We start from the raw sequence: 25,434 nt of genomic DNA, 5'->3' as shown, positions 1-25,434 counted from the left end.
TGGCCGCAGAACGGAAAAGGGGAGATATTAATGAGAAGAGTTATTTTTTCTACTGAAAGCGGAGCCGATTTACCAGTTCATGTAGCACAAAAGTGCGGTGTTCAAGTCGTGCCCATGCATGTCATTATGGACGGACAGGATTACTTGGATGGCCTCATTCCTGTTCGTGATATTTATGACTATTATGAACGTACAAAAAAAATACCTTCTACCACCTCTGTCAATTCCAATGAATATCACGAATTTTTCACGAAAATCCAATCAGATTTTCCCGGCTGCATTATTATTCATATCGGCTACACATCACGTGCCTCTTCTTCCTTTCAAAACGCGGTTATCGCGGCCGAGGAATTTGACGATATTTTTTTGATTGATGCTTTAAATGTGTCAGGCGGCCTTATGGCGATTGTCATGTATGCGGTTGCCCTGCTGGAAGCAGAACCTGCTATAGACCCTGCTCATTTGATCGAAAAAATCGAATCACAGGTTCCCAAGTCGCGTCTTGCCTTTCTTCCTGGCAGCCTTGATTTTTTAAGAGCGGGCGGCCGTGTCTCAAATGCCGCTTATCTCAGCGGATCTTTATTGAAAATTAAACCACTCATTGAATTAGAAGATGGTAAACTTGTATCAACAAAGAAATATCGTGGCAGTATGGGCCGCGTCACAGTGAAAATGATGCATGATTATTTAAATAAGTATAATATCGATAAAGGACAGCTCTATTTTCTTTATTCAATCGGGCTTGATGAGAGTATTAAGAAGCAGATGGATAACATCGCTGAAGAAGCGGGTTTTCAACATGTTACATGGATCGAAGCTGGTGCCGTTATTTCCACCCATGGCGGTCCTGGTGCCTTCGGAATTGCCGGTTTAGAAGTATAATTTTTTCATAAGCTTAATCATACTGCTGTGATTTTTAAACGAGTAAAAAAGAGTCTCTATAGCTATGGTTGGTAAATAGATCATTGAACTACCACCCACTTACCTGACGGTTGAAGTGGGGGATTCCTGGGCAAGAGGATCTTCGACCCTCAGTAATCAGGCTAATCCCGTATTCCAACGGTTTTATGATTAAGCTTAAATAGACTGAAGTGAAAGAAGCCGAAGGGCTTCTCTTTTAATATTCAGGCTCGCATTCAGGTCCCGGTCGTGACGCACGCCGCAGGAAGGACACTCCCACACCCGGACAGCAAGATTTTTTACATCCTTATGCTGGTGGCCACACCCGGAACAGAGCTGGCTTGATGGGAAGAACGGATCGACTTTTATCATCGTCCGTCCGTACCACTTCGCTTTGTAGGCGAGCATTTCGTTGAACCTCGACCATGACGCATCGTGAATCCCCTTGCTTAGCTTTTTGTTTTGGACGAGATTCTTCACTGACAAATTCTCCACTGCGATCACTTGGTTTTCATGAACGAGCCTGGTCGTCAGCTTGTGAAGAAAATCTTCTCTTGTGTGTTTGATTTTTTCGTGCAGTTTAGCAATCTGGGCTTTATTTTTTTCCCACGATTTCGACCCTTCTTTTTTACGTGCAAACGCACGCTGAAGAAAGGCTAACCGTTTTTCGTATTTTTGATAGTATTTCGGGTTGGCAATGGATTCACCGTTGGAGAGCACGGCAAACTCTTTTAATCCTAGATCAATGCCAACGGCATCGCTGGTGCTTGGTTTGTACGGAGAATAAGGCATCTCGCATATGACCGAAATAGAATACCGGCCGGTGCTGCTTCGGCGCACGGTGACACGCTTAATGTCGCCTTCGATGTTTCGGGACTTGGAGAAACGAATCCAGCCGAGTTTTGGCAGCTGAATGCGATTGTCCACGATTTTAATATTGTTATTTGTCATTTTGGTTGTGTAGCTTTGGACCGGGTTTTTCTTGCTTTTGAATGTCGGATGGCCCTTAAAGTCATACGCCGTTGGCGTATAGCCTTCTGCACATTTTTTAGCGGCTCGTTTTTTTAATTCTTTTTTCGGCTGATCCTTATATTTTTTGAATCCTTCGTACTGATATTCGATGCTTGCCTGAAGAGCAATACTATCAGGACCAGACATCCATTTGAATGTTTCTTTTAGCCCGGGGAGAAGCTTTTTGGCAGCTGTTTCTGTATACCGTTTTTTTGTTTTTTCGAAACTCTTGATGTTTTCATTTAATATATAATTGTAGACAAACCGGCAGCAGCCGATCGTTTGGTTAATCCGTTGTTTTTGCTCGTCACTTGGATGGATTTTAAACCGAAAGGCTTTAAAATGAAGGTTCTTTGTTTCATCTGTTTTGGTTTTCATCATTTCCCCCATCCCTGAACGTTTGTTCTATACCTAATTACACCATTTTAGCAATAGAGCGTTCAAGGAAAAAGAATGACTGAAAGAGCAGCGATTCATCCCCCACTTAGCAAGCTTGAAGTAGGGGTGTTCTCGCCGAAGATGATAAAAAAGAACCTTGGATTGAGCCTAGGTTCTTTTTTTGCTTATTACGTGTTTATAATTCCGATAAGATTGCAGCACTATATGGAACTTGTTGGGCTATTAAATGGTTAGAAAGAATGAAGGAAAACACCCAATTGAACTATTCAGAATTGTGTACATCTTAATTTTCACTTTTGTTTTTTCTCAACCAACTAAAAAGACTGATAACAATTAAAGCAATCATAATACAAGAGTACCCCTGAATGGCATGAGTAAGACCCAGCCATTGTCCAACGTAACCAAGCGTTATGACCGGAATACTGACTCCTAAATATGTCACCACGAAAAAAGAAGAAGTCATATTTGCTCGATTGTCGTCTGTGGAAATTTGATTAAGGTAAGCTAAGCTGCCTGCATAACTCGGTCCATTCCCCAATCCGATAAAAATAGTCGTTAAAACGAGCAATAATAAGGATTTTGACCATAAGGTGAGAAATAAACACAGTAATCCAAGAATTAAAAGAACATAACCTATTACGATTAAACGAAATACAGGCTGTTTTCTCAATATGACTTGATGAATAGTTGACAAACCTAGAACTAAAGCCACCATGGCCCCTGAAAAACTAAGACTAGGCTGGTTGGAGAAAAGATTAAGATAGGTCGGTATAACCGACAGCATTAAACTCATAACGCCCCAGGAGAGAAAAGAGGCAGAAGCTGCCAGCAAGAAAGGCTTTCTTAAAGATTTTGAAATGACTGGTATTTGAAGGACGGTTACATGTTTTGTAGCAGTTTTGCTATCCAACATAAAATTCAGGCCCAAAAGCCCTGCAACAGCAAGTAAAACATGGACAGCGTAAGAAAATTGCATAGGATAGGGTGAATAATCTCCAAGGAAACCAGAAACAAGCGGCCCCACCGCATTTCCTAGGGTTCCGGCAATAGCAGCAACAAATGCACTTTTCACCTTGTCATGTTTAGGATGAAAATCTGTCATATACGTAACGGCGATCCCATTTAGAATTCCAACTGATAGTCCTTGAAAGCAACGGGCGATAAGTAATCCACTTACACCACTTGATAAGGCAAAACCAACAGAACCTAAAATAGAAAAGATGACACCTGCAAATAATACATTTTTTCTTCCCCACTGTTTAGAAAACTGCGCAACAATAATAATAGTTGGAATTACAATGAGCGCATAGAGTGCATACAAAAAAGTAATAATTCCTGAAGACATTTGCCATTCTGATCGGTATACCGCATAAAGAGGAGCGGGAAGATTAGTGCCAAGTAACGTAATACACAAGCAATAGGCTACTAGCCAAAAAGAGTAATGTCGTTGTCTAGATATATCTACATCTACTACATGTGATATGTCCCCTAATTGTACAGCAAGAGATTCGAATGACTCATCGCTTCCCGTAGCAGCAATTTTAATTTTAGTGAGGCTTGTTTTTTTACTCTTCCCCGCTTTAATCTTCTCAATATTATAACCATGGCTTCTAAACAATTCCGATAATTGAGCCAAAACGCCCGGCTGGTTTTGTACAAGAATTGATATAGTATGGGTCATCACTCTTCTCAGTCCTTTCCTCTTTAATTCTTTTCCGTATTCATTTTAGGTGTTATAAGCCTAACGTCTATTTAAAAAAGCAAAGAAAAGACGGCTCATTATTCGAACCGTTTTCCTGTAACTACGTAGTACAGATCTGGGTCATTTCTCCAAAAAGATTGTACTTTATCGATTCCTACTTCTTTTGCAAGCTCCCCAAATGCAATATCGTGTCTGATATATTCGGTTGCCACTAAAACCAAGGCGGGGTCTTTTGTTTTAACTGCCCAAGCAGCTGTATCAGGAGAGAAATTGGCAATTAATACTTCTTCCTTATCCCGGACAACAATCGTTAAGTGTCCGCCCATTCGTTTTTCTGATATATCGTGAGCCATAAAATCATGATGGTACGTGATACCTAGTTTCGTGTTTGGTTCTGAAAAAAGCATTGAAAATACCTTGATTTTCTCACTAACTTTTTTCTCTATCACTTTCTTAACAGCTGCGGCTTGAGGGTTCCAAATGGATAACCAGACTTCTTCTTGAGCCTCATCAATCATTTCTATAATTTCAGTCATCACTTTCTCGTCACTATTTACACGCCAAATTACATCTGTTTCTTGTTCATTTTCTAACGTTAGCAGATTCTTTTCTAGAAAATCGAAAGACTCATCAAAGCTTTTCCGCATGCGCTGGATTAATTCTTTCGCCGGAAGAGGCACATACTTCACCGGCTCTGAAGGAACAGTATAAATAGCACCTTTATCCAGCAACTTGCCTAAAACCTCATAAATCATAGAGCGGGGCACACCAGATCGCTTGCTGACCTCGTATCCTGTTACAGGTGAATTTTTCAACAAATTAATATAGGCTTTACATTCGTATTGGGAAAAGCCTAGTTTTTGCAATTCTTTGTAGATTTCCTCCATTAGCTTCTCCCTTAATTAGTAGTTATTATAATAATTACTATAGGTATTCTTTATATGAGTGTCAATGGCGTTATTACTCATTTATACCTATTTGATTTTTCTTTAATATTTTTAATGGCTGTCCTTCAATTGAAATGACGAAAATATACAGCTTAACCTTAAATGAAATTATAGTTTAAAAGTCTAAAGCAAAGCTTTATGCTTCTTTTTTTTACTTTTTATCCCCCTTTAAATAGGGATATTTAGCGAATGGACTACTGAATTTTAAAGAGGACGAATCGGCTTAATCTGGAGGAAAAGAAGTTTGTAGAGCACCCAAATTCAATTTTTCCTATTTCATACTTTTCTTTTCAAAATTCCATTTTACTTATAGTTTTGTTTCATTTATTATAGATTAGGTCTGTTGAATCAATCTTTTTATCCCAGTTTGCTTTTTTATTTTGTACATATTCTTTCGAACAGAAAAGATTGAAGGACATGAGTTTGAGGTATAGTCGTTCACCCTTACCTGCTTGGCAGGAATGAACTTGCTATAAAATTGCTGAAAGAGGACGTGTCATCATGGTAAAGCAACGCAGCGTTGCAATTGCAATCATTCTTAGCTTAATTACATGCGGTCTGTACACTTTGTACTGGCAGTACACATTGTCAGAAGATCTTCGTGAACTCAGCCGCGATTACTCTTTATCTGGAGGAATGGCCATTCTTTTAGGGCTGATTACGTGTGGACTTTATACGTTATACTGGTACTATAAAATCGGCCGGGCTTTACGAGCAGCACAAGAAACGAAAGGCGTTTCTTCTTCGGATCAAGGCGTTCTATTTGTCATTTTAGGGGTGTTTGGATTTGGGATTATATCCATGGCAATCGCTCAGGCAGAGATTAATAAGCTCGTGGACTAATAGAAAAGCGTGGGAAAGAAAACTTTTGATAGGGGCCGCATTTCTCATAGCAGCCCTTATTTACCTTAAAGTTCTTTCTCCAAAATGGGGTCTGCATATTCCTTGTTTGTTCCGGGAAGTAACAGGCTTTTACTGCCCCGGCTGCGGTGTTACAAGAGCATCTTTAGCCCTGATTGATGGGAATCTGTATCAATCTTTCCGCTATAATATGCTCGTTTATGTCCTAATCCCTTTCTTTGGACTTTATATATACTGGTCTTACAAGGGGAATCGAGTATGGGCTGAACGCTTAATGGTCAGCGCAGCCATTCTGGCACTTTTATTTGGAATCATACGAAACACAGAAACAGGCGCTTTTTTGGCACCTGTATCGCTGTAAAGCAGAAAAAGGACACGGATATCTGTGTCCTTTTCGTGTGCTCTTATCTTGTTTTAGTCATGATTTTATCCATGTGCAACATTAATCCTCAGCCATCAGGAGCAGTGCATCTTTCCCTTTCATCCCTGCCGCAATGCCGAGCTTTTTCGCTTCATCAGTGACCGATTCCAACGGTGCTTCCAACAATTGTTCAATTGTGGTTACACCTAATGCACGGCCTGCAATAATGCCTCTCTCTTTTTTCTTATTCAGTATTTCCACATCTAAAGCTCCGCACATAATATAGCCTTTTTCATTTGTAACAGCCGAGAAATATGTTTTCGGAAAGTTAATCGTTACGGCGGTAAACTGTTTTCCTTCAATAACTACTGGATACATGTTTATCATACATTCCAACACTCCTTCCTCCCTATAAGGTATAGATAGGAAAGGAAAATGTGCAGTGGTTTTGCCTAATATCAAGTTATCCAGTTTTCGAACGCTCTATTTATTAGAATTTTTCTTGCTTGTCGGCTCACCGTTAATCTAACATTTATGGATTAGAGTACTATGTAAAACCTACAACCGGAACATTCATATTGAAAGTAAAGAAGTCTTGGCTTATAGTCAGGAATTAGATAAATTATTTATTCAGTTTCAGCTTCAAAATAGCTGACTAATCATACATATTGAAGTTTCTTTGGCCGGTCACTCACACCTGGCTGCTTTTTTGTTTTCAATTTCTATCACGCATATTTTTTCTTGGGATAAAATACACTTTATTAATGCCTACTCCAAGCAGGCACCTCAGTTCACTATACTAACTCTAAACCCGGGCGTACCCCGGGATTTTTTTATGCAAATCCCCATCGTTTCTTTGATTCCTGTAGCCCGCCAGATGGAAGCTGAAGATATCGGTTAATAATATTTTCTTCGGTTAAACCCTGTTTCAGATACCGTTTTGTTTATTCGGCCTTGTCAGACAAAGATCATTTCTTTTTCTCTCACGGTTTTTAGAAAAACGAAGATCATCTTCCTCCTCTGCCTTCTTTACATATATTGGACACTTTGAACCAAACTTTTCAGCGCAATAAGCCTATACTTCTTCTGGCGTCCACTGTTGCACAATTACCGCTCTACGGTATGACATTTTTAAATCCTCCCGTCAATTCTTCAAACCATTCTTTGTCTTTTGTCTGAAGTGCTAAGTCAATAAGTGTTGTTTTGTCTTGATATTGATCAAATAACTCAACGGCTGATACTAGTTGGCCCGACATATAGGAACTCACCTTTGGCTTAATCCATTCCCATCGGTTGTTTGTGAGCCGGATTACTTGCATAATCTGAATGTATTCACCCCAATAACCCACTTTTGTTACATAACCGACTGTTTTGCTGTATCCTCCATTGACATCAGCAATGACCCAATCTCCCTTTAAAAATCGCAACTCTGCCACCCCTTTAGAAAAGTTTTACCTGACCGGATAATTGCGGCTCTTCTGGCTTGGCGGGAATTTCTTCTTCGAGCACCTAGTCTGGCAAGGTTTCTTCCGTTACGATTTTTACTCCACATTCGATGACCTCTAAATTTTCAAACCAATGTATGAGGTAGCAGCCTAACATATGTTTAAAATTTGCTGATGCATACACCTCTACATGTAGCTTTTGGATGAACTATTAAGTAACTAAGCATCCATTCTCCAAGGTGCTTTCCTCATTTTGTTTTTTCTACTTCTGTATGGGTAATGTATAAAGGACTGTAAAAAATAGGTTATTACATCTCGATGAAAGGACGTTTCACAAACAAATGCATCTTAAAATTTCTTTTACTCTGTTATTTTTAACCTTATCTCTTACCGCCTGTGATCAGCCGAAAGAGGAATATAGATACTTCATCTACTCAAAGCGTTGAGGAACCAACTGAAACTTCTGAGAAAGATTCGGAAGGCACCCTCATACAAGAAAAATACGATCAAATTGAACGTGGAATGACATATCCGGAGATCGTCGAAATTATCGGTTCAGAAGGTGAATTAGTTGTTGGTCCAGATCCATACAAAGTTAGACAAGTAAGAAAAACTCAGTTCTACTGGCTAGATGCAGAGCCCCATTTAAAAGGTGTAAAATTCACTTTTGTAGATGGCAGATTGACCAGCAAGTAAAATGTTAAGGAGGGAAGGTCCCTCCTTATTAATTAAACATCACCATCTCGATTTTCTTCCTTTTTCTACAGAACTTTCCCATCCTCCCCCTTATATCAAGACTATGACCCCTTTTATTCAATTTTTTAGACGTACTGTTTAGCAACTTACACTTTTCTAGTAAATAATTTCTATTAATTCGACAACACACTTCCATTTGATTTTAGATTTTGTATAATTGGTTTAATCTTAAGAAAAGGGATTTGAATAATGCTGCAAATTTTTTGGATAATCTACTTAGGGATCTTAGCTGTTTCTTCCCTTGGATTTCTTGTTAAAGGTAGTTATAAGACTACAGCTGCTAAAATTGATTTTGTGATTTCCGTCATTACTTGGATTGGCTTATTTGGGTATGTAACAGACGATCAAATTCTCACTCCGTTAGTATGGAAGTTTGTATTCGTCGGTGCTTTGCTCTGGGATGTCATTTTTAGCTTTAATAGTAAATATTACAGTGGTGATGATACGCTTGATGATATGCCTCAACCTCTCAGAAGCATTTTTATCACTGTTGTTCTTATTGTGACAATTGGTCCTTTGTATTATGGATTGTTCCGTTATGCCTTTAATGAGACTAATATTTTATTGAGTCTAGTAAGCTTTGTCGCTTTTCCCCTTTTAGTCGCTTTGTGCATCAATAAATTTTTAAATTTCAGGAGAGAAACAATGACAACAAAAAAAGTTTCGTTACCATATGGGTGGACACTTGTAATCCACGAATCGTATTCATTATATGCAAGTCAAGATAACAACAATAAATTCGCTGTTTTAGATCACGAAAATGAAGCCGTCGTAACTTTTTCAATCGAGAAAGACACTTTCGAAACTCATAGCAATACCTTCGATTTCAAGCAAAAAATAAATACAATGAAACAAATAATAGAGATCATTCACGAACCCGAAGAATGGGATTAATCTTAATTTATAGGAGACCAGCAATGTCTCCTTTTTTGTTTGATCAATTAATAGTTTCGGTATACTGTTAAGGAAGAGAAACCCTCCCGTATCGGTTAAGCATCCGTCCTGCTCGTCTTTCTCTTCCTGCAGTACTCTATCATTCCAGTAAGGAACAACTCCTTCACCTTTGCAGTAAGCTTCATATCCCTCTTTTAATTCTCCTGTTAGCTTGCTGTTTACTGACCACTGTTCTTCTTGCGTATACATATACCATTCACTAAACGACCAGTCAGATTTAACTGCTGTCATTTCTTCATAACAGCTCCAGCACAGCCGCTGCTCGTCCTTTCCCATTTCTTTGTCCGAAAAGAATGCTCTAATATTATCTTCTCGTTCACCGCAACGCTCACACATCACACTTTCAGTTAACTGGTCCGATACATAAAACATAATCCATTTATGTGTCCACTGGCGCTCCAGATGAGCTTCATTCACTTCATATTCTGTAAGCAGTATATGGGTCGGCGGCGGCACACTGTTGTCATGGGCGCTGATCTCTGCAGCTGCTATCTGCGGTGTTGACCTGTTGGAGCTCGCGAGAAGAAATCTGGCGCCCGTAACGATCGGGTTAGTCGTCACACCATTGTTGCAATGTCTTTAATATAAACTCACATAAAGCCTACCCCTCATTTAGCAGGGATACGTTTTACACAAATGAAAAAAAGAGAACTCTAAGCAGCTCTCTCTATAATTATTCAATTAACTGCTCAACGAAGAACTTAGCTCATTTACCTGATTTAAATATGCTATGACTCTTTGCTCTCTTATTTCATCGTAAAACAGCTGATTTCGATACCAAACAGAAAAGTCCATATCGTTTTTACTGGAATTGCATACGGTACAAGCCGGAATAATATTTTTCTTGTCAAAACTGCCGCCTTTTGAAAACGGAACAACGTGTTCAAAGGTTAATTTATTTCTTTTTCCACAATACGCACATTCATTGCCGAAATGATGGACGGCTTTCTCCCACTCGGAATCTGTCAAAGAAAAATCGCCCCGCTCCCGGTGCCTTCTCTCCTGCGCCTCTTTTGCTCCATTCTTCACTCTCTTTTGCTTAGCTGCAGCATACTTGTATAACTCCTGAACGTCGATCAGTTCTTCGAAGGCGGTCAGCTTTTCCTTAGGATGGATCATCAAAATAGAATACGCCGCTTTTTCTCTTTCATAATTATCATTCGCTTCTAAGTACAGAACAACGAATACTTCAACCATTTGTTCAACGGTTGCAATCTCGCTTTTTTCACCTAAGGTGGCATAATAATGACTGATGAACGCCTTTTGCTTTTCCGTTAAGTTCATTTCGCCTCACCTGCCTTTAAGTTATTTTTACAAACACGATTAGCACTTATTCGTTTTTTTTAAATTCCCGCTTGGAAATGTATCTTCACCTGCATTAACTCGGTATACAATCTCGGTTATGCCTGTATGATGAAACATCTCTATATGACCCCCTCTGTAGCGAATCGCCGAAAAAAGCATTCGGTAAATAACTTTATTCATTTTCCTTTATAGAAAAACAGACATTTAACACAACAAAAGCATCCATGAATTTCTTCATGGATGCTTGCTCATTTTCTAATTTACTTTACATACAGTATTTTTAGCTGTCCTGCCCTCTATCATAGTCATCTCCGCCGCCAGTATACCCACCTGACTGCCCTCCACCGTAGCCATATCCGCCGCCAGAATATCCACCTGACTGTCCTCCACCGTAACCATATCCGCCGCCGTATCCAGGGTACTGAGGGTAACGCGGGTAGCGCGGATAGCGCGGATAACGAGGGTACGGGTAATACGGATAAAATGGAAACAAAGGGAACAATGGATAGTACGGGTAACGCGGCTGCCGTGGTCTTGGATAGTAGTGATACGGCTGCTGTACCTCTAGTGCTTCATCAAACTCGCCCTGTTCATGAGAGAAAAATTCTTCCGGATATACATTTTGATCTTCCAACATTAAACCCTCCATCCATTTGACTTTCTCCTTACTGTATTCAAGTGGATGACAGCTGGTATGGGCGTTTGTTTAAAAAAAGGATTTCTTTGCATTTCTTTATAAAGAAATTTTATGAGTGCCTGTACATATGAAGGATCATACAAAATATTTTCTTCGTAAATTCACGTTGGCATTTCGGTGGATAACCTAAAAAGTATTCTTTCCACTAACAGACCTTTAAAGTGAAAATACGGTTTAGGTTCAGCATTTTGTCCAGATATTTACAATAGATAGCACAAAAAAAGCCCGCAGGCACTCCTCAAGTTGAAGAGTAGCTGCAAGCTGGAATCGTACCCTATAGAGTACATCTTTCTTCACATACCTGAGATATTTTTATGTTCTTCCACTTTTTCTAGGTTCTCGTTGTTATACGCAGGTTCTTCATGGAAGCTTAAATCAAGCCCCATCATTTCTTCTTCTTCGCTTACACGAAGCTGCATAAACATACCCATTACCTTTAAGATCACAAACGTGCCAATGCCAGATAAAAGTACGGCCGTGCCCACCCCCGTCAGCTGGTGAAGAAGCTGCTCCGGATTTCCGTAAAACAAACCGTTATTGCCCGCCGGGTTCACTGACTTGGTTGCAAAAAGCCCAGTGGCAATAGCCCCCCAGATCCCTGCCATACCATGTACGCCAAATGCATCCAGTGTGTCATCATATTTTAAACGGGCCTTTAAAAAGTGAATGCTGAAATAACAAACAGGTGCTGCCAGCAAGCCAATGATTAAAGCGGAAGGAACCGTAACAAATCCTGCTCCAGGCGTGATGGCAACCAGCCCGGCAATGGCCCCTGTTGCTGTTCCAATTAACGTCGGACGCTTGCGCAGCGACCATTCGATGATCAGCCAGCTAAGACCGGCTGCTGCTCCTGCAGTATGTGTCGTGATAAAAGCAAGTGATGTAATGCCGCCTGATGCAAGAGCGCTGCCTCCATTAAAGCCAAACCAGCCGAACCACAGTGTCGCAGCACCAAACAAGAACAATACGATGTTATGCGGACGCTGCTCCTCTTCTAAATACCCCCGTCTTGGACCAATCATCAACGCCGCTACAAGCGCTCCGACACCTGACAAAATATGAACGACCGTCCCGCCGGCAAAGTCAAGCTCTCCCATTTGAAACAGCCAGCCGCCGCCCCAAACCCAGTGAGCCATCGGTGCGTAAATAAGAGTCGGCCACACTGCTGCGAAAACGACCCATGCTTTAAAAGAAATTCTGCCGGCAATACCGCCTGAAATGATGGCAACGGTGATCGCTGCATAAACAATCTGCAGCATCGCAAACAAGTAATGCGGAATGGTCAAGCTGCCAAGGGCTGCTTCCCCGCCTACATCTTTAAAACCGAGATAATCCAAGCCGCCAATTAAGCCGCCGCCAAGATCTGTTCCATAGCTTAACGTATAGCCCCATAATACCCAGACGATACTGACAATCAGCAGGCTGACAAAGCTGTGCATCATGGTCGATACGACATTTCGTTCACTTACAAGCCCGCCGTAAAAAAGCGCAAGTCCTGGCACATGCATAAAAAGAACAAGGGCTGTTGCAATTAAAACCCAGGTCGTATCCCCCGTATCTATAGCCGGAGTTTCGGTTGCCGCAAGCGCATTACCCGGAATCAACAACAGCAAAAGAAAAAACAAATAAGTACATTTTGATCGTTTTCCGAAAAGATTCATGAAGAAAACCCCTTTCTATTTAATTGAATTTTCAGAAATTTAATCGCCTTCTTTTCTGACGTTTCACCTGATTAGCCTGCTTCTTTTAACATTCTGCAGATACTGATACAAGCCCATCTGTTTTTACCAATAAGGAGAACTTGATTGTGTCTTCTAATATCTCTTCTAGCAGTCTCTTGGCAAGCCCGATTCAGCCAAGTTTTTTGGAAACGTTCCAGGCTGCTTTTTTGATTGATTCAACCAAATCATTCAATTGGTCATCCGTTAAACAGTCAATAGACAAGCGACCGTCATCACCATGTCCATTTTTTCTATCCACTTTCTTTTGGCCAAACAGCTTCTGGTGAAAACAGGGGTTTATGGAATGCTTCAGATTATTCTCTCTCCTTTCTTGTTATATTTCCTCCAGAATAATTCTTTTTTTCTTTTATCAATTGTATAAAACGAAACTAAATTCTTCTTTCAAAGCAAATTGGAAAATTATCTGACAAGATTTTTTGTTGTTTTCTTTTTAATGATATATTTTCTTACATAAAAGTATCATTTTTCCCGATAGTCAAGAAAAGGGTCTGGCTTGGTTTTTGCGTTTTATGACATGATCGGCGTACAGGTAAATCGATTAAATACCGCTATCTTATTTCATTGGAGGGATAAAATCATGTCAAACCATATGGTCGATATTCCAAACAGCCCTTTAGTCAATCGTTTTCCGTTTCCGTTCAAAGAAGATTCATACCGCTATTCTAATAATTCCGAAACGCTAGCTTCCTCACCCGCCATTACGATTACGCCAGAATATTATGAGGAAATCCAATTAAAACGGCGCATTTTATCTCAAACGCCTGAACGGGCTTTTCAATCTTTCTCCCATTCTATCAATGCTCAGTGGGAAATATTAGAGCTTGTCGTCAACCAGCTTACCGCCCATTATCCCGATTACTTTCACGTAGCCAAAAAAGAAGATACCTGGACGTTTCACAACTATTTGCTTCAAGAAAAAGAAGTGTTTCGTTTTGGAGATGCTTCCACCCTCCCTTATGAACCATTAGACTTTATCGGCCGCCATGTACAGGAAGACTTAATTTACATCTCACAAAAAGACAGTGATCTTTTTATGGATGCCGGCCAGCTTTGCTTTCCTGCCAACTGGTCTATCCACTTTAACCTGGGGATGTCTTACCTGGAATTCCATTCCCCTGTCCCTGTTTTTTCTGACAGCGGGTTAGCGGAAAAAGTACGGTCGTTCCTAATGCGCATGGAAGCCGGCAAACCCTGGACACGGCTGAATTGGACGTTAACAGTTGAACCTATCCTTGATACATTTCCAGAAACATTCAGTGACTGGGGCAGCAAAAAAGAAGCAGTGACAGCCGAAACAGCCGGAGAGCTCGTTTATCTGCGTACAGAAGACCAGCGTTTATTTCGCCTACCTGAAAGCAATGGACTTTTGTTTAGTATTCACAGCCACTTGATATCTTTAAATGCTCTTCTCGAAAAGCCCGAATGGACCGAGCGCTTTTACCGGGTATTAAGTGACCTGCCGGACTACATTGCTGAGTACAAAGGCTTTATTTCCTATAAAGGAAGTTTGCTAGCTTTTTTGGAGAAACATCTATCCATACAGGAGGAGGCAATAAAATGACCCCTTTATTCGAAATAATAGAAGCAGAAGAAATCAATTATTTTTCCATCCCGTCCCATACAGCCAAACTGCTTATCGTGTTAGATGAAGCGGCCCTGTCAGAGGGCTTTTCATCTTTACAGCCTTTTTTTTCAACTGATATCCGAGTGCATTTTATTGTTCAAACAAAACAAAAAAAGAAACAAATCCTTTCCTCTTACCCGGAGCTTTCTTCTCACCCGCTCGACTGCCTGGTAACCGTTTCTTCGGAAAGACTTTTATCCATATTACGCATTCAATTTATCGGCACCCGCTTGGTGGTATCCGGAAGTTCGTCTTTTGTTAAAACAGTTCGAAGTGAAGCAGAAACAGCCGGATTTTCAGATGAAGAAATGCAGCTAAAAGTCATCGGTTCTCAAAAAGATACTGTCTTCTGTGTAAAATGCTATTCACGCCATGACCGAAATGAAAAAGAATTTTTTGTTTGTCCAAGCTGCCGTACTGAATTGGATGTTTCTTCCCACTACTCCAAACGGCATGATGCTTATTTAGGATATATCCGTGTTTGATTTTTTTGAAAGGATGATGAGGATGACGAATGCTGTAATCGATGTTTTTGTGGCTGATATAAAAGAAGAGTCGCCTTCTGTTAAAAGTTTTACACTTGTACCAGCAGAAAACGTTCCCCTGCCAAGATTTAGTGCGGGTTCGCATATTACAACGTTTCTCCCCAAAGAAGATGGAGTGCTGGAGCGGCACTATTCTTTAACAAGCCATCCAGCTGATACGTCAGCTTACCAAATTGCGATTCGGCGTCAGGCCGTTTCAAAAGAAGGCTCTGTTTACTGGCATAGCAAGGTTCAAAAAGGAGCACGGCTGCAGATCAGCTATCCCAAAAATCATTTTCCGCTCAGTTTTCAGGCAAAACATCATGTCTTTTTTGCAGCCGGCATCGGCATTACACCGTTTTTAGCGATGACAGCAGATTTAAAACGAAAAGAAAAATCGTTTGAATTGCACTATGCTGCGCCTTCAAACGAACAGTGCGCATTTTATTCTTTTTTAAAACAGGCTTATCCGGAGCAAACCCATTTTTACTTTTCGGACCGACAGCAAAGAATGCATACCAGCTTATTGAAACAGCAGCCGATCGGCACGCACGTTTATTTTTGCGGTTCAGAAGCCATGATGAACGAATTTGCGGAAGCAGCCAAAAAATACGGCTACCTGGACAAAAGCATTCATTTTGAACGTTTTTCTCCTCCTGATTTTGGTCCGTCTCATCCTCTTCAGGTCAAGCTGAAGCAAAGCGGGGAAACAATCCCTGTTTCTGAAAACGAAACTGTACTCGATGCACTGCTTGCTCATGGAGTGAAGGCTCCCTATTCATGTAAAGTCGGAGGATGTGGAAGCTGCCTTGTTCCCGTGAGCGGCGGGGAAGTAGACCACCGTGATTTCTTTTTAACCGACTTAGAAAAAGCTGAAGAAAATGTGATGCTCACTTGTGTATCCCGTGCTAAGACAGACTGTCTTGTTTTGGACTTATAACGAGATAAGGCCAGCCCGGCATTTTACCTTTCATGTGAGAAGCCGGGCTGTTTTCTTGTTTTCTTTTATTTCCTTCCTTATTTTTCAAACAGAAAGGACATTGCGTATGCTGCCTTATTTATTCTTAGTAACAGCCGTCATTTTTGAAGTATTTGCTGCTGCGATGCTGAAATATTCAAATGGATTTACCAAATGGCTGCCGGCTGCAGGAACTATTGCCGGCTATACCATTACGTTTTACTGTTTATCGATTACGATGAAATCAATTCCTCTCAGTATCGTTTACGCTACCTGGAGCGGACTTGGCATCATGTTAACCGCTTTAGCTGGCATTTTACTGTTTCGGGAAAAAATCAGCCAGCAAGGCGCTGCAGGCATTGGCCTGTTACTTATGGGGCTTGTGTTGCTGAATATCACTGAATAAAGGAGGAAGTGCCTTGAAAGGAATGGTGTTTTTAGGAGCCGCTATTTTGTTTGAAGTGTTTGGTTCTACTATGCTGAAGTTGTCGAACGGCTTTACGATTGTATGGCCGTCTGTCGGGGCTGCAATCGGCTTTCTTGCTACATTTACTTGTTTAAGTTTTGCCCTTAAGACAATCCCCTTGTCCATCGCTTATGCAACCTGGGCAGGCACTGGTACAGTCTGTACAGCTGTTGTAGGAAGCTTATTGTTTCACGAAAGCATTGATAGCTTAAAAGCGGCGGGCTTGCTTTTTACGATTGCCGGTATTGTGATATTAAATAGTTCTCAAAGCAAGCAACAAGGAAAAAAACAGGTCTTCATTAAGAAAACCAGCTGACTATGTAACATGGCAGCTGGTTTTTAGAGGACCCAAACTGCCGGCTGTTAAGAGCCTCAGCTCTCCTTGTTTATCAATGTATCATGCCTCACCTTGCCTTACATATTTTCTCTTCTCTGCCATTAACCGTTGAGATGGCTGGTACTTCCTTTTAATTAGCACTGCAAGCATTACTGTAGTCTGGCTGGGCAGCCTTCTTTTTCTCTCTTTAAAAAAGCACAGAAGTTCTCAACAGAAAAGATAAAAATTTCCCTTTCTCTTTAAACAAAAAAGCACCCTGAGAGGAGGATGCTTTTTTGAGTCCATTATTGTGAGATGGAGGTTAATGAAGTCGGGCTGTGCTGATCCATTGTTGCCCGATAATTTTTCCCCCAGTCGTACATTAACTTCAAGATAGGCATTAAGCTGTGGCCGATTTCCGTTAACGAGTATTCAACTTTCGGAGGCACAACAGGATATACTTTCCGCTGAATCACTCCATCTGCCTCGAGTTCCCGCAGCTGATTCACGAGCATACGCTGCGTAATGGCTGGAATCAGCCTTCTCATTTCATTAAAGCGAACCGTTCCTTTCTCATTCAGTGTCCAAATGATAAACATTTTCCACTTTCCACTGATTAGGGATAAGGTTAATTCTTTGTCGCAATTTACTTCTTTTTCATAATGTCGGGTCATGTTTCTTCCGCCTTTCTTATTCATCAGTTTTCGAGCTTCTTTCTTTATATACCGTGCAATAAAAAAGGGGTGAGGAATCACCCGTCATGCTTTCCTTTTTTGGAAGCTGTCTCACTCGTCCTATTAATCCATTCAATGGTTATGGTGATCATGGGTCTGTACGTTTTCTTCCGCTTCACTGCCAGCTGCTTTCACACTGTCAAATAAAGCGGCACCGCCTATAATGCAGATTGATAAAGTGGTCAGCAAAGCAAAAGGAAGCCGGCGCGTACTGAACAACCCCTTTTTTTGTGCGGAAACTTCCCGGCGGATCATCGTAATAATCACGGCTGCTGTAAAAAAATAAAAAAGGTCCATGGCAGCCATCATAATCGTCATTTGGTTTACAGGAATCATTTCACCAAGCATGGCTCCCATCATGCCGCCCATAAAACCCGACATCAGCGCTTCTACAATCCCCATTAATCCGAACGGGCGCCCAATTACATAAGCGAAAATACTGCTGATTACAATGGACAAAATGGTGGAAACCGCCAGCTGGCCCTGCATGGAAAAAGCAAGCAGCAGCCCGATAAGGGTAGCAGTCACCATGCTGAAAGCCATAACAATACATTTTCCGGACACCGCGCTTACCTGCTGCTTGACCGGGTAAAGGCTGAGAGCAAAAAAGACGGTATACATAAGGACAATAAAGCTGCTGATCAGGATCATTTTGCTGCACCTCCATTTTTTATAAAAAAGAAGCAGGCTCAAGAGCCCGCCTCCAAAAACGATTTAAATCTCTGTTGAATGCCCGCAAGAGGAAGAAGCACTTGTGTTTGATTGACACTTGGTTTTTGATTCTGGACGCGGCAGGTCAAGCGCTGGATTGTGATCAAAGAATCCAACCGGCTTCAGCTGGAAGTTTGTATACGCAGTCGGCATAACCGGCCAGTCTTCCGGACGAGTGATGTGATGGTGACCCATTGTGTACCAGACGACAATATCTTCATTTTCAATATTGCGGTCCGCTTCAAGGTATTTCGTCAAGCCGTCTCCACCACGATGCTGATTGGGATAAGCGCCAGATGCAAATTGCTCGTTACGGTCAAACTTCGTGACATGAAGGTGGTTTTTCAAGAAGCCGGCCCGTTTGATCAAGCTGGAATCGTCATTCGCAAACGGAAGGCAGTTTTCGCCCGTTACAATTTTGTAGCCCACCGGCTGTCCGACAAAATTCTTTGATTCTGGGTTAATAATTTTCCATGTGCGTACGGTTTCCAAATTCATTTTACGGACCGATTCTTTTTCCGTTTTAAACGTTTTGGACACAGGGTACCATCCATTATTGAACGGATTGTGTTCCCCTCTTTCTTCCGCCACAGTTTCCGTTTCTACAACAGAGTTTTTCGCTCCATCAAGCTCCATATCGAGACGGAAGTTAAAGAAGTGCTGGTGGAACGTTGCATTTAACTGCGGCGCTACTAAATTTCCGTATTTCGGAACTTCGCCTTCATCCAGCGCGCCGGTATTCAGCATTCCTGTCAGCTTCACTTCCTGTTCAATTGTGCCGTCTTGGTAGAAGGACCAGAAGAAGCCGTAATCATAGTTGGCTACAGTCGAGAAGAAGGAAACGACCAAACGGCGTGAGCGGCGCACTTCCACTTCATTTGTTCTCCAGTCCGTATGTTTCCAGGCAATGCCGTAATCTTCTTCGTGCAGGCAGATCGCATTTGGAATCGTGCGGACGTCTCCTTTATGATCCGCCATGACCGCATCAAAATAATGAATATGCCCAACGCAGTCGCAGCCTAATTCTAATGAATTCGCCAGCTGGCCCATTCCGTACTCTCCGGCATCAAACGCATTTTGACGGCCGTGCATTTCCGATGTATCTGCATATGGAACAACCATTTCAGACAAGGAAGCTCTGTATAAAATCGGTCTTCTTTTTCCTTTATCTTCGAATCCGACAGAGTGAATAACAAGCCCTTCTCGCGGCGTAAAGCTGATGCGGAAATCCCATTTCTGCCACTTGATATGATGGCCGTTGATTTCAAAGCTCGGGCCTTCCGGCTGAATGATATCCAGCGGCTTTACGTCTGTACGCACCTGAATGTTTTCATTTAATTCCGGCACGTAATTGCCAGCTGTTGGCGGCAGCGGTTTTACGCCGTAATCTTCAATACGGACAATTTCTTTTTTATTTAAATCGACGATTGCGTAAAGACCCGTTAATGGATATGCATAGCCATTGTCTTTTTCCGATTTGCGAACCCAGGCAAGCGCCCGTGTTACACGTGTGTCTGGATTATCCAGATCATTGAAATGGCCGGCTGACCAGGGGTCGATCATGACTAGGCTTGGATCGGTAACGCCTCTTTTTAAAAGGGCTTTTTGATATTCAGGATCATTTTTAATCAGCTCTTCAATTTCAAAATCATCCAGCAAGAAGTTTGGCTGTACATCTGGAATATGTACATAAGAGAGCACCTGCTCGTTTGTGATCGATACAATCGCTTCATATGTTTTGTTTTCAGCGCTGTCAAGCAGAATGATAAATGCCTTACGGTCGATCGGGTCGCCTTCTTTAAAGCTGGCTACTTCTTCTTTCAATGGTTCATACAACACCACCTGAACAAATTTATACGTTTCTGTCAAACTTTTATCTTGTCTAATCAGCGCCACCGCTTCTCTTATTTCTTCAGCTGTTAGGGGCTCAAGTGGATGTAAGATTGTTTGAGTTTTCAATTCAGGTGTTTGCATAAATAAATCCTCCTTTAATTCGTTCCGAATATTTTTCTTTCAAAATGACTAATCGTTCGCTTGTCACTTTGCTTATCCATAGAATACGCCGTTTTCGGACTCGTTGATTGTAAAAAACGAAACAAATTGACTAATTTAAGGGAGATTGTTAACTTTTCTGACAGAGAAAATAGACTTTCAAGTAATAGATAAAAACCCTTTTTCCCGACTGAGACTTCATCCTGGAAGTTTTGCTGGGCTGGCGTTGATCAAGCCCCCAAAAAATAAAGACATGAACCTGGAGATACCCAGGTTCATGTCTTTATTTGGTCGTTTTAAGCTGGCCCGCTGTGAAGACCTGTCTTTAAACCCACACGAAACAGCCAGCTGCCCATTGGCGGCGAGCAGCCGGCTGCTTAAGAAACCTTCCACATCCCTTTGTTTAAGCCCTATCAGGGGGCGTCCAGACTTTCCATTCTTTTAGTTCAAGGCGGCGCACTTTTTCAAGCACATGCGGATCTTTTTCCGCAAGCACTGCTGCTTCTTCAAAAGAGTCTGCCTGATAGATCACAAGTCCGCCAGAGCCGTCTCCAAAAGGGCCCCTCGCTAGGATTTTTCCTTCTTTATCAAGATGGTTTAAATATTCAATATGACGCGGGAGTACTTCTTGGTTTTTTTCTGGGTCCATCATATGAAGCAAGGCCGCATAATAAGCCATAACACTCCTCCTTACTGCCGGCTCCAGACAACCAGTTTCATTTCCGTCATTTCTTCAATCGCGTATTTTAATCCTTCCCGCCCGGTTCCGCTTTCTTTTACTCCTCCATACGGCATATGGTCTACCCGGAATGTGGGAATATCATTGATCATTACACCGCCAACGTGTAATTGATCTGCTGCAGTCAAAGCGGTTTGCACATCATTTGTGTAAATGCCTGCTTGGAGGCCATATCGGGAATCATTTACTTTTTCAATCGCTTCCTCTATTGTTGTTACTTTGTTGACGATCACGATTGGCGCAAAAACTTCCTGGCAGGAAACTTTCATGGACTGGCCTGCTTCTAACAGGATCGTTGGCTGAAGCACTGTTCCTTCAACCTCTCCTCCCGTTACTAGTTTTGCACCACTTTTTACGGCTTCTTTAATCCAGCTGAGCGCACGTTTCGTCTCTTCCGGCGAAATGAGCGCAGAAATATTGGTTTCTGAGCAAAGGGGGTCACCGAGAACCAGCTTTTTTGTTTCAATGATCAATTTTTCAACAAATTCTTCATAAACTTTTTCATGTACATAAATGCGCTGAAGTGATATGCATACTTGGCCCTGATTGGAAAATGCACCGGTAACACAGCGGGAAGCAATTTGATCAAGTGCTGTATGCTGATCAATTATAACAGCAGCGTTAGATCCAAGCTCCAATGTGACTTTCTTCAATCCTGCTTTATTGCGGATGCCAATACCAACAGCCGGACTGCCCGTAAAAGTGATCATGCTGACTCTCTCGTCTGTTACAAGCTGATCCCCAACGATACGGCCGCTTCCCGTTATCACGTTTAACACGCCTGCCGGAAGCCCTGCTTCTTCAAAAAGCTCTGCGATAAAAAAAGAAGAGAGTGGTGTTTGCGAAGCGGGCTTTAAAACGATCGTATTTCCACTTGCGATAGCCGGACCTACTTTATGAGCAACTAGATTCATTGGAAAATTAAACGGTGTAATCGCACCTACTACCCCAATTGGTTCACGAACTGTATAAGCAAGCTTGTTTTCTCCACTGCGCGCTGCATCGAGCGGTATCGTTTCTCCATGAATTCGTTTTGCTTCTTCTGCCGCAAATTTATATGTTTCTACAGTCCGTGCCACTTCCTGCCGAGCTGTATTTAAAGGCTTGGCTGCTTCTAAAGCAATGATGCTGGAAGCTTCTTCTGTCCGATCCTTTAAAAGCTGTGCTGCCGTTTCTAAAATTTCTGCACGCTTCCAGGCTGGCATAGATGCCATCGTTTCACGCGCCTTATAAGCTGCTGTTATGGCTTGCTCTGTTTCGATTCCCGTGGCAGATGCAATTTCTGCAATAGCTTCTCCTGAATAAGGAGCGTAAAGCGTTGTATACTTCTCTGTTTCAATTTGTTCTCCATTAATGATTAAATCTTTTTTTATTAAACTTTTAATATTTGGCATCGTAGATAGACACTCCTTTCTCAGCAAAGATTAAACGGTTACTGCTTTCTTCGAGACTTCTTTTTCGCTTGCGATGTATTCCTGCAGCTTTATCTTCAAGCCTCCATTCCCAAACTTACACCGACCGTTTTTATCTTCCTGTTTTTCTTTGATAAATCTAAGACATAAAAGGATTTGTCTGCGGCGCTCAATGACATGTTCAACCCCCTGCTCGTAGAACCAGGAATCAATAGTATTATAAACGCCTCTATTAATACCATAATGCTCGCAGCAAAAATGAATAAATGCCAGATCAGGCAAATGAATAATTTCTTCGACATGCCGCTTCATTTTATCTCTCCTAGCCCCAAAAAATATTTTCTATATCATGCTTTATACTAAATTTCCATTTGGCATATTGAACATCTCGGTTAATTTGCCGGACAAGCTTTTCAAGAGACTGAAAAGACATTTCTTTTCTTATAAAAAAGCATGTTTCCACCGTTAATTCCTGATCATATATTTCTTCACAAAAGTCAAATATGTGCACTTCATAATGAAGCTGAAGATTTTCTTTATTAATCGTCGGACGATTTCCAGCGTTCATAATTCCGTAATAATCCTGATCCCGATACTTTACTTTGACACCGTATACACCTTTTTCCAAGAACGGTGTGCTCGAATCAATGGAAAGGTTAGCCGTTGGAAACCCGATCGTTCGCCCGATTTGATTTCCAGAAACCACTTTGCCGCAAAACGTTTTGGACATGCTGCTTTGTTTTTTCATAGTGAGCCACCTTTAGCTGTATTGAGGTTCTTTCAGCATTTTTTGCATGAAAACCAATTCTTCACTAAGGCTGGCCATTCGTTTCAACACTTCTGGGTCAACAATTTCATTTTGAGCATTAAAATGGTCATTATGGGCGTAGACAGAGCCAGGTGCCACAAAAGCACGGAAATAGCTGGCGATCGGCTTTAACTGATTTTCGATAACAAGGTAATGCTGGTACGTGCCCCCTGTTGCTGCGAAACCCATGACTTTATTGCGAAAATGTTGAGGCGGGATTAAATCAAATAAATTTTTTAATGCCCCTGTGATAGATCCTTGAAAAATTGGCGTACCGATCAGATAAAAATCAGCTGAGGAAACCATATCAATGACTTTTCTAGTATCGCCCGTGTAATCTGCCGGATTGCGCCCATCACAAAACTGAAGATTATATTCTTTTAAATCCAGCAGTTCAATATCAACCTCCGGATGGCTGTGCTTAATGTCTTCCAGCATTTTTTGGATGACAACCCGTGTTTTTGAGCCCGTAATCGTTCCTGAGATACCTAGCAATTTCATGAATTCTTCCTCCTTTAGTAAATGATCGCGCTTTCTCGTCACATTACCGCATAATGAAAGGATCAGGCATTGACTCTTGAGATAAATTTATCCAAACCGTCTTGCTTTGCGTATATTCATAAATCGCTTCATAGCCGCCTTCCCGTCCGTACCCGCTTAGACCTGATCCGCCTATTGGCGCCATTGGTGAAATGCTGCGGTATGTATTCACCCAGACGATGCCAGCTTGCACTGCTTTTGCTACACGATGTGCTTTTGCTAAGTCGCTTGTCCAAATGCCGGCTGCAAGCGCGTATTCTGTACCGTTTGCAAGGGCAATGGCTTCTGCTTCATCCCTGAAAGGAATGACACTGAGAACAGGTCCAAATATTTCTTCTTGTGTCAGGCGGGAAGTTTGGTCCGCATATTCAAAAATAGTGGGTTCAAAATACCAGCCATTCTGTAAATGCTCTGGTCTTTTGCCGCCATACAGTATTTTTCCGCCTTCTGCCAAACCAAGCGCAACAAATTCTTCTACACGCTTTAGCTGAGCTGGAGTGGCAAGAGGGCCCATTTCGCTGTCATCATGAAGCGGGTCACCAATTCTAATGCGGGAAATCCGGTCAATCAACTTTTCTATTACTTGATCATAAATGTCTACGTGTAAAAGTGCTCTTGATCCCGCTACACAGCTTTGTCCAGAAGCGCCAAAAATGCCTGCAATGATGCCCATGACCGCATTGTCTAAATCGGCATCCTTAAAAACAATATTGGGTGACTTACCGCCAAGCTCCAAGGAAAGCTGCGCAAAATTTTCCGCTGTATTCCGTACCACATGGCGGGCCGATTCAGCACCTCCGGTAAACGCTACTTTTCGAACAAGCGGATGAGCAGTTAACGTATTTCCTACAGGCATCCCAAACCCAGTCACAACGTTTACGACTCCAGGCGGGAAACCTGCTTTTTCAACAAGCTTAACAAGTTCTAGTAATGAAGCAGATGTCATTTCAGAAGGTTTAATAACAATCGTATTTCCCGCAGTAAGTGCAGGAGCCAGCTTTAAGGTTGTTAAATATAGAGGCGAGTTCCATGGTGTGATGGCCGCAACGACTCCAAGCGGCTCTCTTGATGTGAAGGTAAACATATCTTGTTTATCAATCGGCAGTGTATGGCCATGAATCTTATCAGCAAGTCCGGCGTAATAGTAGAAAAACTCTGGTAAATAACGGAGCTGTCCGCGCATTTCCCTGATTAATTTACCGTTATCAATAGATTCATAGCGTGCCAATTCTTCGATATTTTCGGCAATTAGCTCCCCCAGCCTGTAAACAAGGCGTCCTCTTTCAGTGAACGTCATGCTTGCCCAGTCTGAATGCAAAAAAGCATGGTGAGCTGCCTGTACAGCTTTGTCAACGTCTTCAGCTGTTCCTTTTGCGACTTCACACCATGCTTCACCCGTTGCAGGGTTATAGCTTGGAAAATATTCATGACTCGCTGGCTCCACCCATTCTCCGTTTATATATAAATTGTATTTTTTCAAGTCAGTAGAACGATCGAGGCTCATTCCCTTTACTGTCTGTTCCATGAGAC

At 41.7% G+C, this 25,434-nt stretch carries 28 protein-coding genes; 10 read left to right on the top strand and 18 right to left on the bottom strand.

Translation table 11 applies throughout. The annotated features are described in order from the left end of the window. The first annotated feature begins 30 nt into the window (after nt 1-30). Nucleotides 31-882 (top strand): DegV family protein, encoded by an 852-nt coding sequence (locus RRU94_RS06170; RefSeq protein WP_315690916.1) that lies wholly within the window; start codon nt 31-33, stop codon nt 880-882. 195 nt (nt 883-1,077) lie between these two features. Here the strand turns inward: RRU94_RS06170 and tnpB are convergent, their stop codons facing one another. The 3 genes from tnpB to RRU94_RS06155 all read right to left on the bottom strand — a co-directional run bounded on the left by tnpB (nt 1,078) and on the right by RRU94_RS06155 (nt 4,899). Beyond that, on the bottom strand, nt 1,078-2,292 hold the full coding sequence (tnpB, locus tag RRU94_RS06165; RefSeq protein ID WP_315690915.1) for an IS200/IS605 family element RNA-guided endonuclease TnpB: 1,215 nt from the start codon (nt 2,290-2,292) through the stop codon (nt 1,078-1,080). 301 nt (nt 2,293-2,593) lie between these two features. Next, nucleotides 2,594-3,991, bottom strand: coding sequence for an MFS transporter (locus RRU94_RS06160; protein WP_315690914.1), 1,398 nt, complete (start codon nt 3,989-3,991; stop codon nt 2,594-2,596). A gap of 98 nt (nt 3,992-4,089) precedes the next feature. Beyond that, entirely contained in the window at nt 4,090-4,899 is an 810-nt protein-coding gene (locus RRU94_RS06155; protein ID WP_315690913.1) for a TrmB family transcriptional regulator, read from the bottom strand. Between the two features lie 561 nt (nt 4,900-5,460). On the opposite strand from RRU94_RS06155, the gene RRU94_RS06150 reads away from it, so the two are divergent. Together RRU94_RS06150 and RRU94_RS06145 are read left to right on the top strand one after the other, a co-directional pair. After that, nucleotides 5,461-5,802 (top strand): DUF4234 domain-containing protein, encoded by a 342-nt coding sequence (locus RRU94_RS06150; protein ID WP_315690912.1) that lies wholly within the window; start codon nt 5,461-5,463, stop codon nt 5,800-5,802. Between the two features lie 25 nt (nt 5,803-5,827). After that, nucleotides 5,828-6,181 (top strand): DUF2752 domain-containing protein, encoded by a 354-nt coding sequence (locus RRU94_RS06145; protein WP_315690911.1) that lies wholly within the window; start codon nt 5,828-5,830, stop codon nt 6,179-6,181. An 81-nt stretch (nt 6,182-6,262) separates the two neighbouring features. Here RRU94_RS06145 and RRU94_RS06140 read toward each other — a convergent pair whose 3' ends face one another. Beyond that, entirely contained in the window at nt 6,263-6,568 is a 306-nt protein-coding gene (locus tag RRU94_RS06140; RefSeq protein ID WP_251273141.1) for a YunC family protein, read from the bottom strand. 151 nt (nt 6,569-6,719) lie between these two features. On the opposite strand from RRU94_RS06140, the gene RRU94_RS25660 reads away from it, so the two are divergent. Then, entirely contained in the window at nt 6,720-6,836 is a 117-nt protein-coding gene (locus RRU94_RS25660; RefSeq protein ID WP_410492975.1) for a Spo0E family sporulation regulatory protein-aspartic acid phosphatase, read from the top strand. Nucleotides 6,837-7,296: 460 nt separating this feature from the next. Here the strand turns inward: RRU94_RS25660 and RRU94_RS06135 are convergent, their stop codons facing one another. Next, nucleotides 7,297-7,608, bottom strand: a complete 312-nt coding sequence (locus RRU94_RS06135) for an IDEAL domain-containing protein (RefSeq protein WP_315690910.1) — start codon at nt 7,606-7,608, stop codon at nt 7,297-7,299. A gap of 963 nt (nt 7,609-8,571) precedes the next feature. Here RRU94_RS06135 and RRU94_RS06130 point away from each other — a divergent pair. Next, nucleotides 8,572-9,276: a hypothetical protein gene (locus RRU94_RS06130; RefSeq protein WP_315690909.1), complete on the top strand. Its 705-nt coding sequence runs from the start codon at nt 8,572-8,574 to the stop codon at nt 9,274-9,276. On the opposite strand, the gene RRU94_RS06125 is transcribed toward RRU94_RS06130, so the two are convergent. From RRU94_RS06125 to RRU94_RS06110, 4 genes are all read right to left on the bottom strand, one after another. After that, entirely contained in the window at nt 9,163-9,897 is a 735-nt protein-coding gene (locus tag RRU94_RS06125) for a hypothetical protein (protein WP_315690908.1), read from the bottom strand. The two genes, RRU94_RS06130 and RRU94_RS06125, sit on opposite strands and share 114 nt — an antisense overlap. Before the next feature lie 120 nt (nt 9,898-10,017). Next, nucleotides 10,018-10,620: an HNH endonuclease gene (locus RRU94_RS06120; RefSeq protein ID WP_315690907.1), complete on the bottom strand. Its 603-nt coding sequence runs from the start codon at nt 10,618-10,620 to the stop codon at nt 10,018-10,020. A gap of 301 nt (nt 10,621-10,921) precedes the next feature. Then, the gene (locus RRU94_RS06115; protein ID WP_315690906.1) at nt 10,922-11,278 is read right to left on the bottom strand and encodes a hypothetical protein; all 357 of its coding nucleotides are present in this window, start codon (nt 11,276-11,278) and stop codon (nt 10,922-10,924) included. A gap of 353 nt (nt 11,279-11,631) precedes the next feature. After that, on the bottom strand, nt 11,632-12,900 hold the full coding sequence (locus RRU94_RS06110; protein WP_315691955.1) for an ammonium transporter: 1,269 nt from the start codon (nt 12,898-12,900) through the stop codon (nt 11,632-11,634). 757 nt (nt 12,901-13,657) lie between these two features. Between RRU94_RS06110 and RRU94_RS06105 the strand changes: the two genes are divergently transcribed. From RRU94_RS06105 to RRU94_RS06085, 5 genes are all read left to right on the top strand, one after another. Beyond that, nucleotides 13,658-14,641: a heme-dependent oxidative N-demethylase family protein gene (locus RRU94_RS06105; protein ID WP_315690905.1), complete on the top strand. Its 984-nt coding sequence runs from the start codon at nt 13,658-13,660 to the stop codon at nt 14,639-14,641. Beyond that, nucleotides 14,638-15,189, top strand: a complete 552-nt coding sequence (locus RRU94_RS06100) for a dimethylamine monooxygenase subunit DmmA family protein (protein ID WP_315690904.1) — start codon at nt 14,638-14,640, stop codon at nt 15,187-15,189. Before RRU94_RS06105 ends, RRU94_RS06100 begins: the two co-directional genes overlap by 4 nt. A gap of 22 nt (nt 15,190-15,211) precedes the next feature. Next, a complete protein-coding gene (locus RRU94_RS06095) occupies nt 15,212-16,168 on the top strand; it encodes a PDR/VanB family oxidoreductase (RefSeq protein WP_315690903.1) in 957 nt (318 codons plus the stop codon). Nucleotides 16,169-16,274: 106 nt separating this feature from the next. Continuing rightward, nucleotides 16,275-16,592, top strand: coding sequence for a DMT family transporter (locus tag RRU94_RS06090; protein ID WP_315690902.1), 318 nt, complete (start codon nt 16,275-16,277; stop codon nt 16,590-16,592). 13 nt (nt 16,593-16,605) lie between these two features. After that, nucleotides 16,606-16,968: a DMT family transporter gene (locus RRU94_RS06085; RefSeq protein ID WP_315690901.1), complete on the top strand. Its 363-nt coding sequence runs from the start codon at nt 16,606-16,608 to the stop codon at nt 16,966-16,968. Nucleotides 16,969-17,273: 305 nt separating this feature from the next. Here the strand turns inward: RRU94_RS06085 and RRU94_RS06080 are convergent, their stop codons facing one another. The 9 genes from RRU94_RS06080 to RRU94_RS06040 all read right to left on the bottom strand — a co-directional run bounded on the left by RRU94_RS06080 (nt 17,274) and on the right by RRU94_RS06040 (nt 25,429). Further along, nucleotides 17,274-17,642, bottom strand: coding sequence for a winged helix-turn-helix transcriptional regulator (locus tag RRU94_RS06080; RefSeq protein WP_315690900.1), 369 nt, complete (start codon nt 17,640-17,642; stop codon nt 17,274-17,276). A 132-nt stretch (nt 17,643-17,774) separates the two neighbouring features. Further along, nucleotides 17,775-18,353, bottom strand: a complete 579-nt coding sequence (locus tag RRU94_RS06075; protein ID WP_315690899.1) for a hypothetical protein — start codon at nt 18,351-18,353, stop codon at nt 17,775-17,777. A 63-nt stretch (nt 18,354-18,416) separates the two neighbouring features. Then, nucleotides 18,417-20,387: a primary-amine oxidase gene (locus RRU94_RS06070; RefSeq protein WP_315690898.1), complete on the bottom strand. Its 1,971-nt coding sequence runs from the start codon at nt 20,385-20,387 to the stop codon at nt 18,417-18,419. A 421-nt stretch (nt 20,388-20,808) separates the two neighbouring features. Beyond that, nucleotides 20,809-21,084, bottom strand: a complete 276-nt coding sequence (locus RRU94_RS06065) for a YciI family protein (protein ID WP_315690897.1) — start codon at nt 21,082-21,084, stop codon at nt 20,809-20,811. Nucleotides 21,085-21,095: 11 nt separating this feature from the next. After that, nucleotides 21,096-22,538 (bottom strand): aldehyde dehydrogenase family protein, encoded by a 1,443-nt coding sequence (locus RRU94_RS06060; protein WP_315690896.1) that lies wholly within the window; start codon nt 22,536-22,538, stop codon nt 21,096-21,098. 30 nt (nt 22,539-22,568) lie between these two features. Continuing rightward, the gene (locus tag RRU94_RS06055; RefSeq protein WP_315690895.1) at nt 22,569-22,868 is read right to left on the bottom strand and encodes a hypothetical protein; all 300 of its coding nucleotides are present in this window, start codon (nt 22,866-22,868) and stop codon (nt 22,569-22,571) included. A gap of 10 nt (nt 22,869-22,878) precedes the next feature. Beyond that, nucleotides 22,879-23,304 carry a riboflavin kinase gene (locus RRU94_RS06050; RefSeq protein WP_315690894.1) on the bottom strand — a complete coding sequence of 142 codons (426 nt, stop codon included), beginning with the start codon at nt 23,302-23,304 and terminating at the stop codon, nt 22,879-22,881. A 12-nt stretch (nt 23,305-23,316) separates the two neighbouring features. Then, nucleotides 23,317-23,865: an NADPH-dependent FMN reductase gene (locus RRU94_RS06045; protein WP_315690893.1), complete on the bottom strand. Its 549-nt coding sequence runs from the start codon at nt 23,863-23,865 to the stop codon at nt 23,317-23,319. Nucleotides 23,866-23,908: 43 nt separating this feature from the next. Continuing rightward, a complete protein-coding gene (locus RRU94_RS06040; RefSeq protein ID WP_315690892.1) occupies nt 23,909-25,429 on the bottom strand; it encodes an aldehyde dehydrogenase in 1,521 nt (506 codons plus the stop codon). Between the last annotated feature and the right edge of the window lie 5 nt (nt 25,430-25,434).

The sequence above is a fragment of the Domibacillus sp. DTU_2020_1001157_1_SI_ALB_TIR_016 genome (assembly GCF_032341995.1).
Taxonomy (GTDB): Bacteria; Bacillota; Bacilli; order Bacillales; family Domibacillaceae; genus Domibacillus; species Domibacillus indicus_A.
Note: the sequence above shows the minus strand (reverse complement) of the source record. Positions and strands in the feature narration are given on the sequence as shown.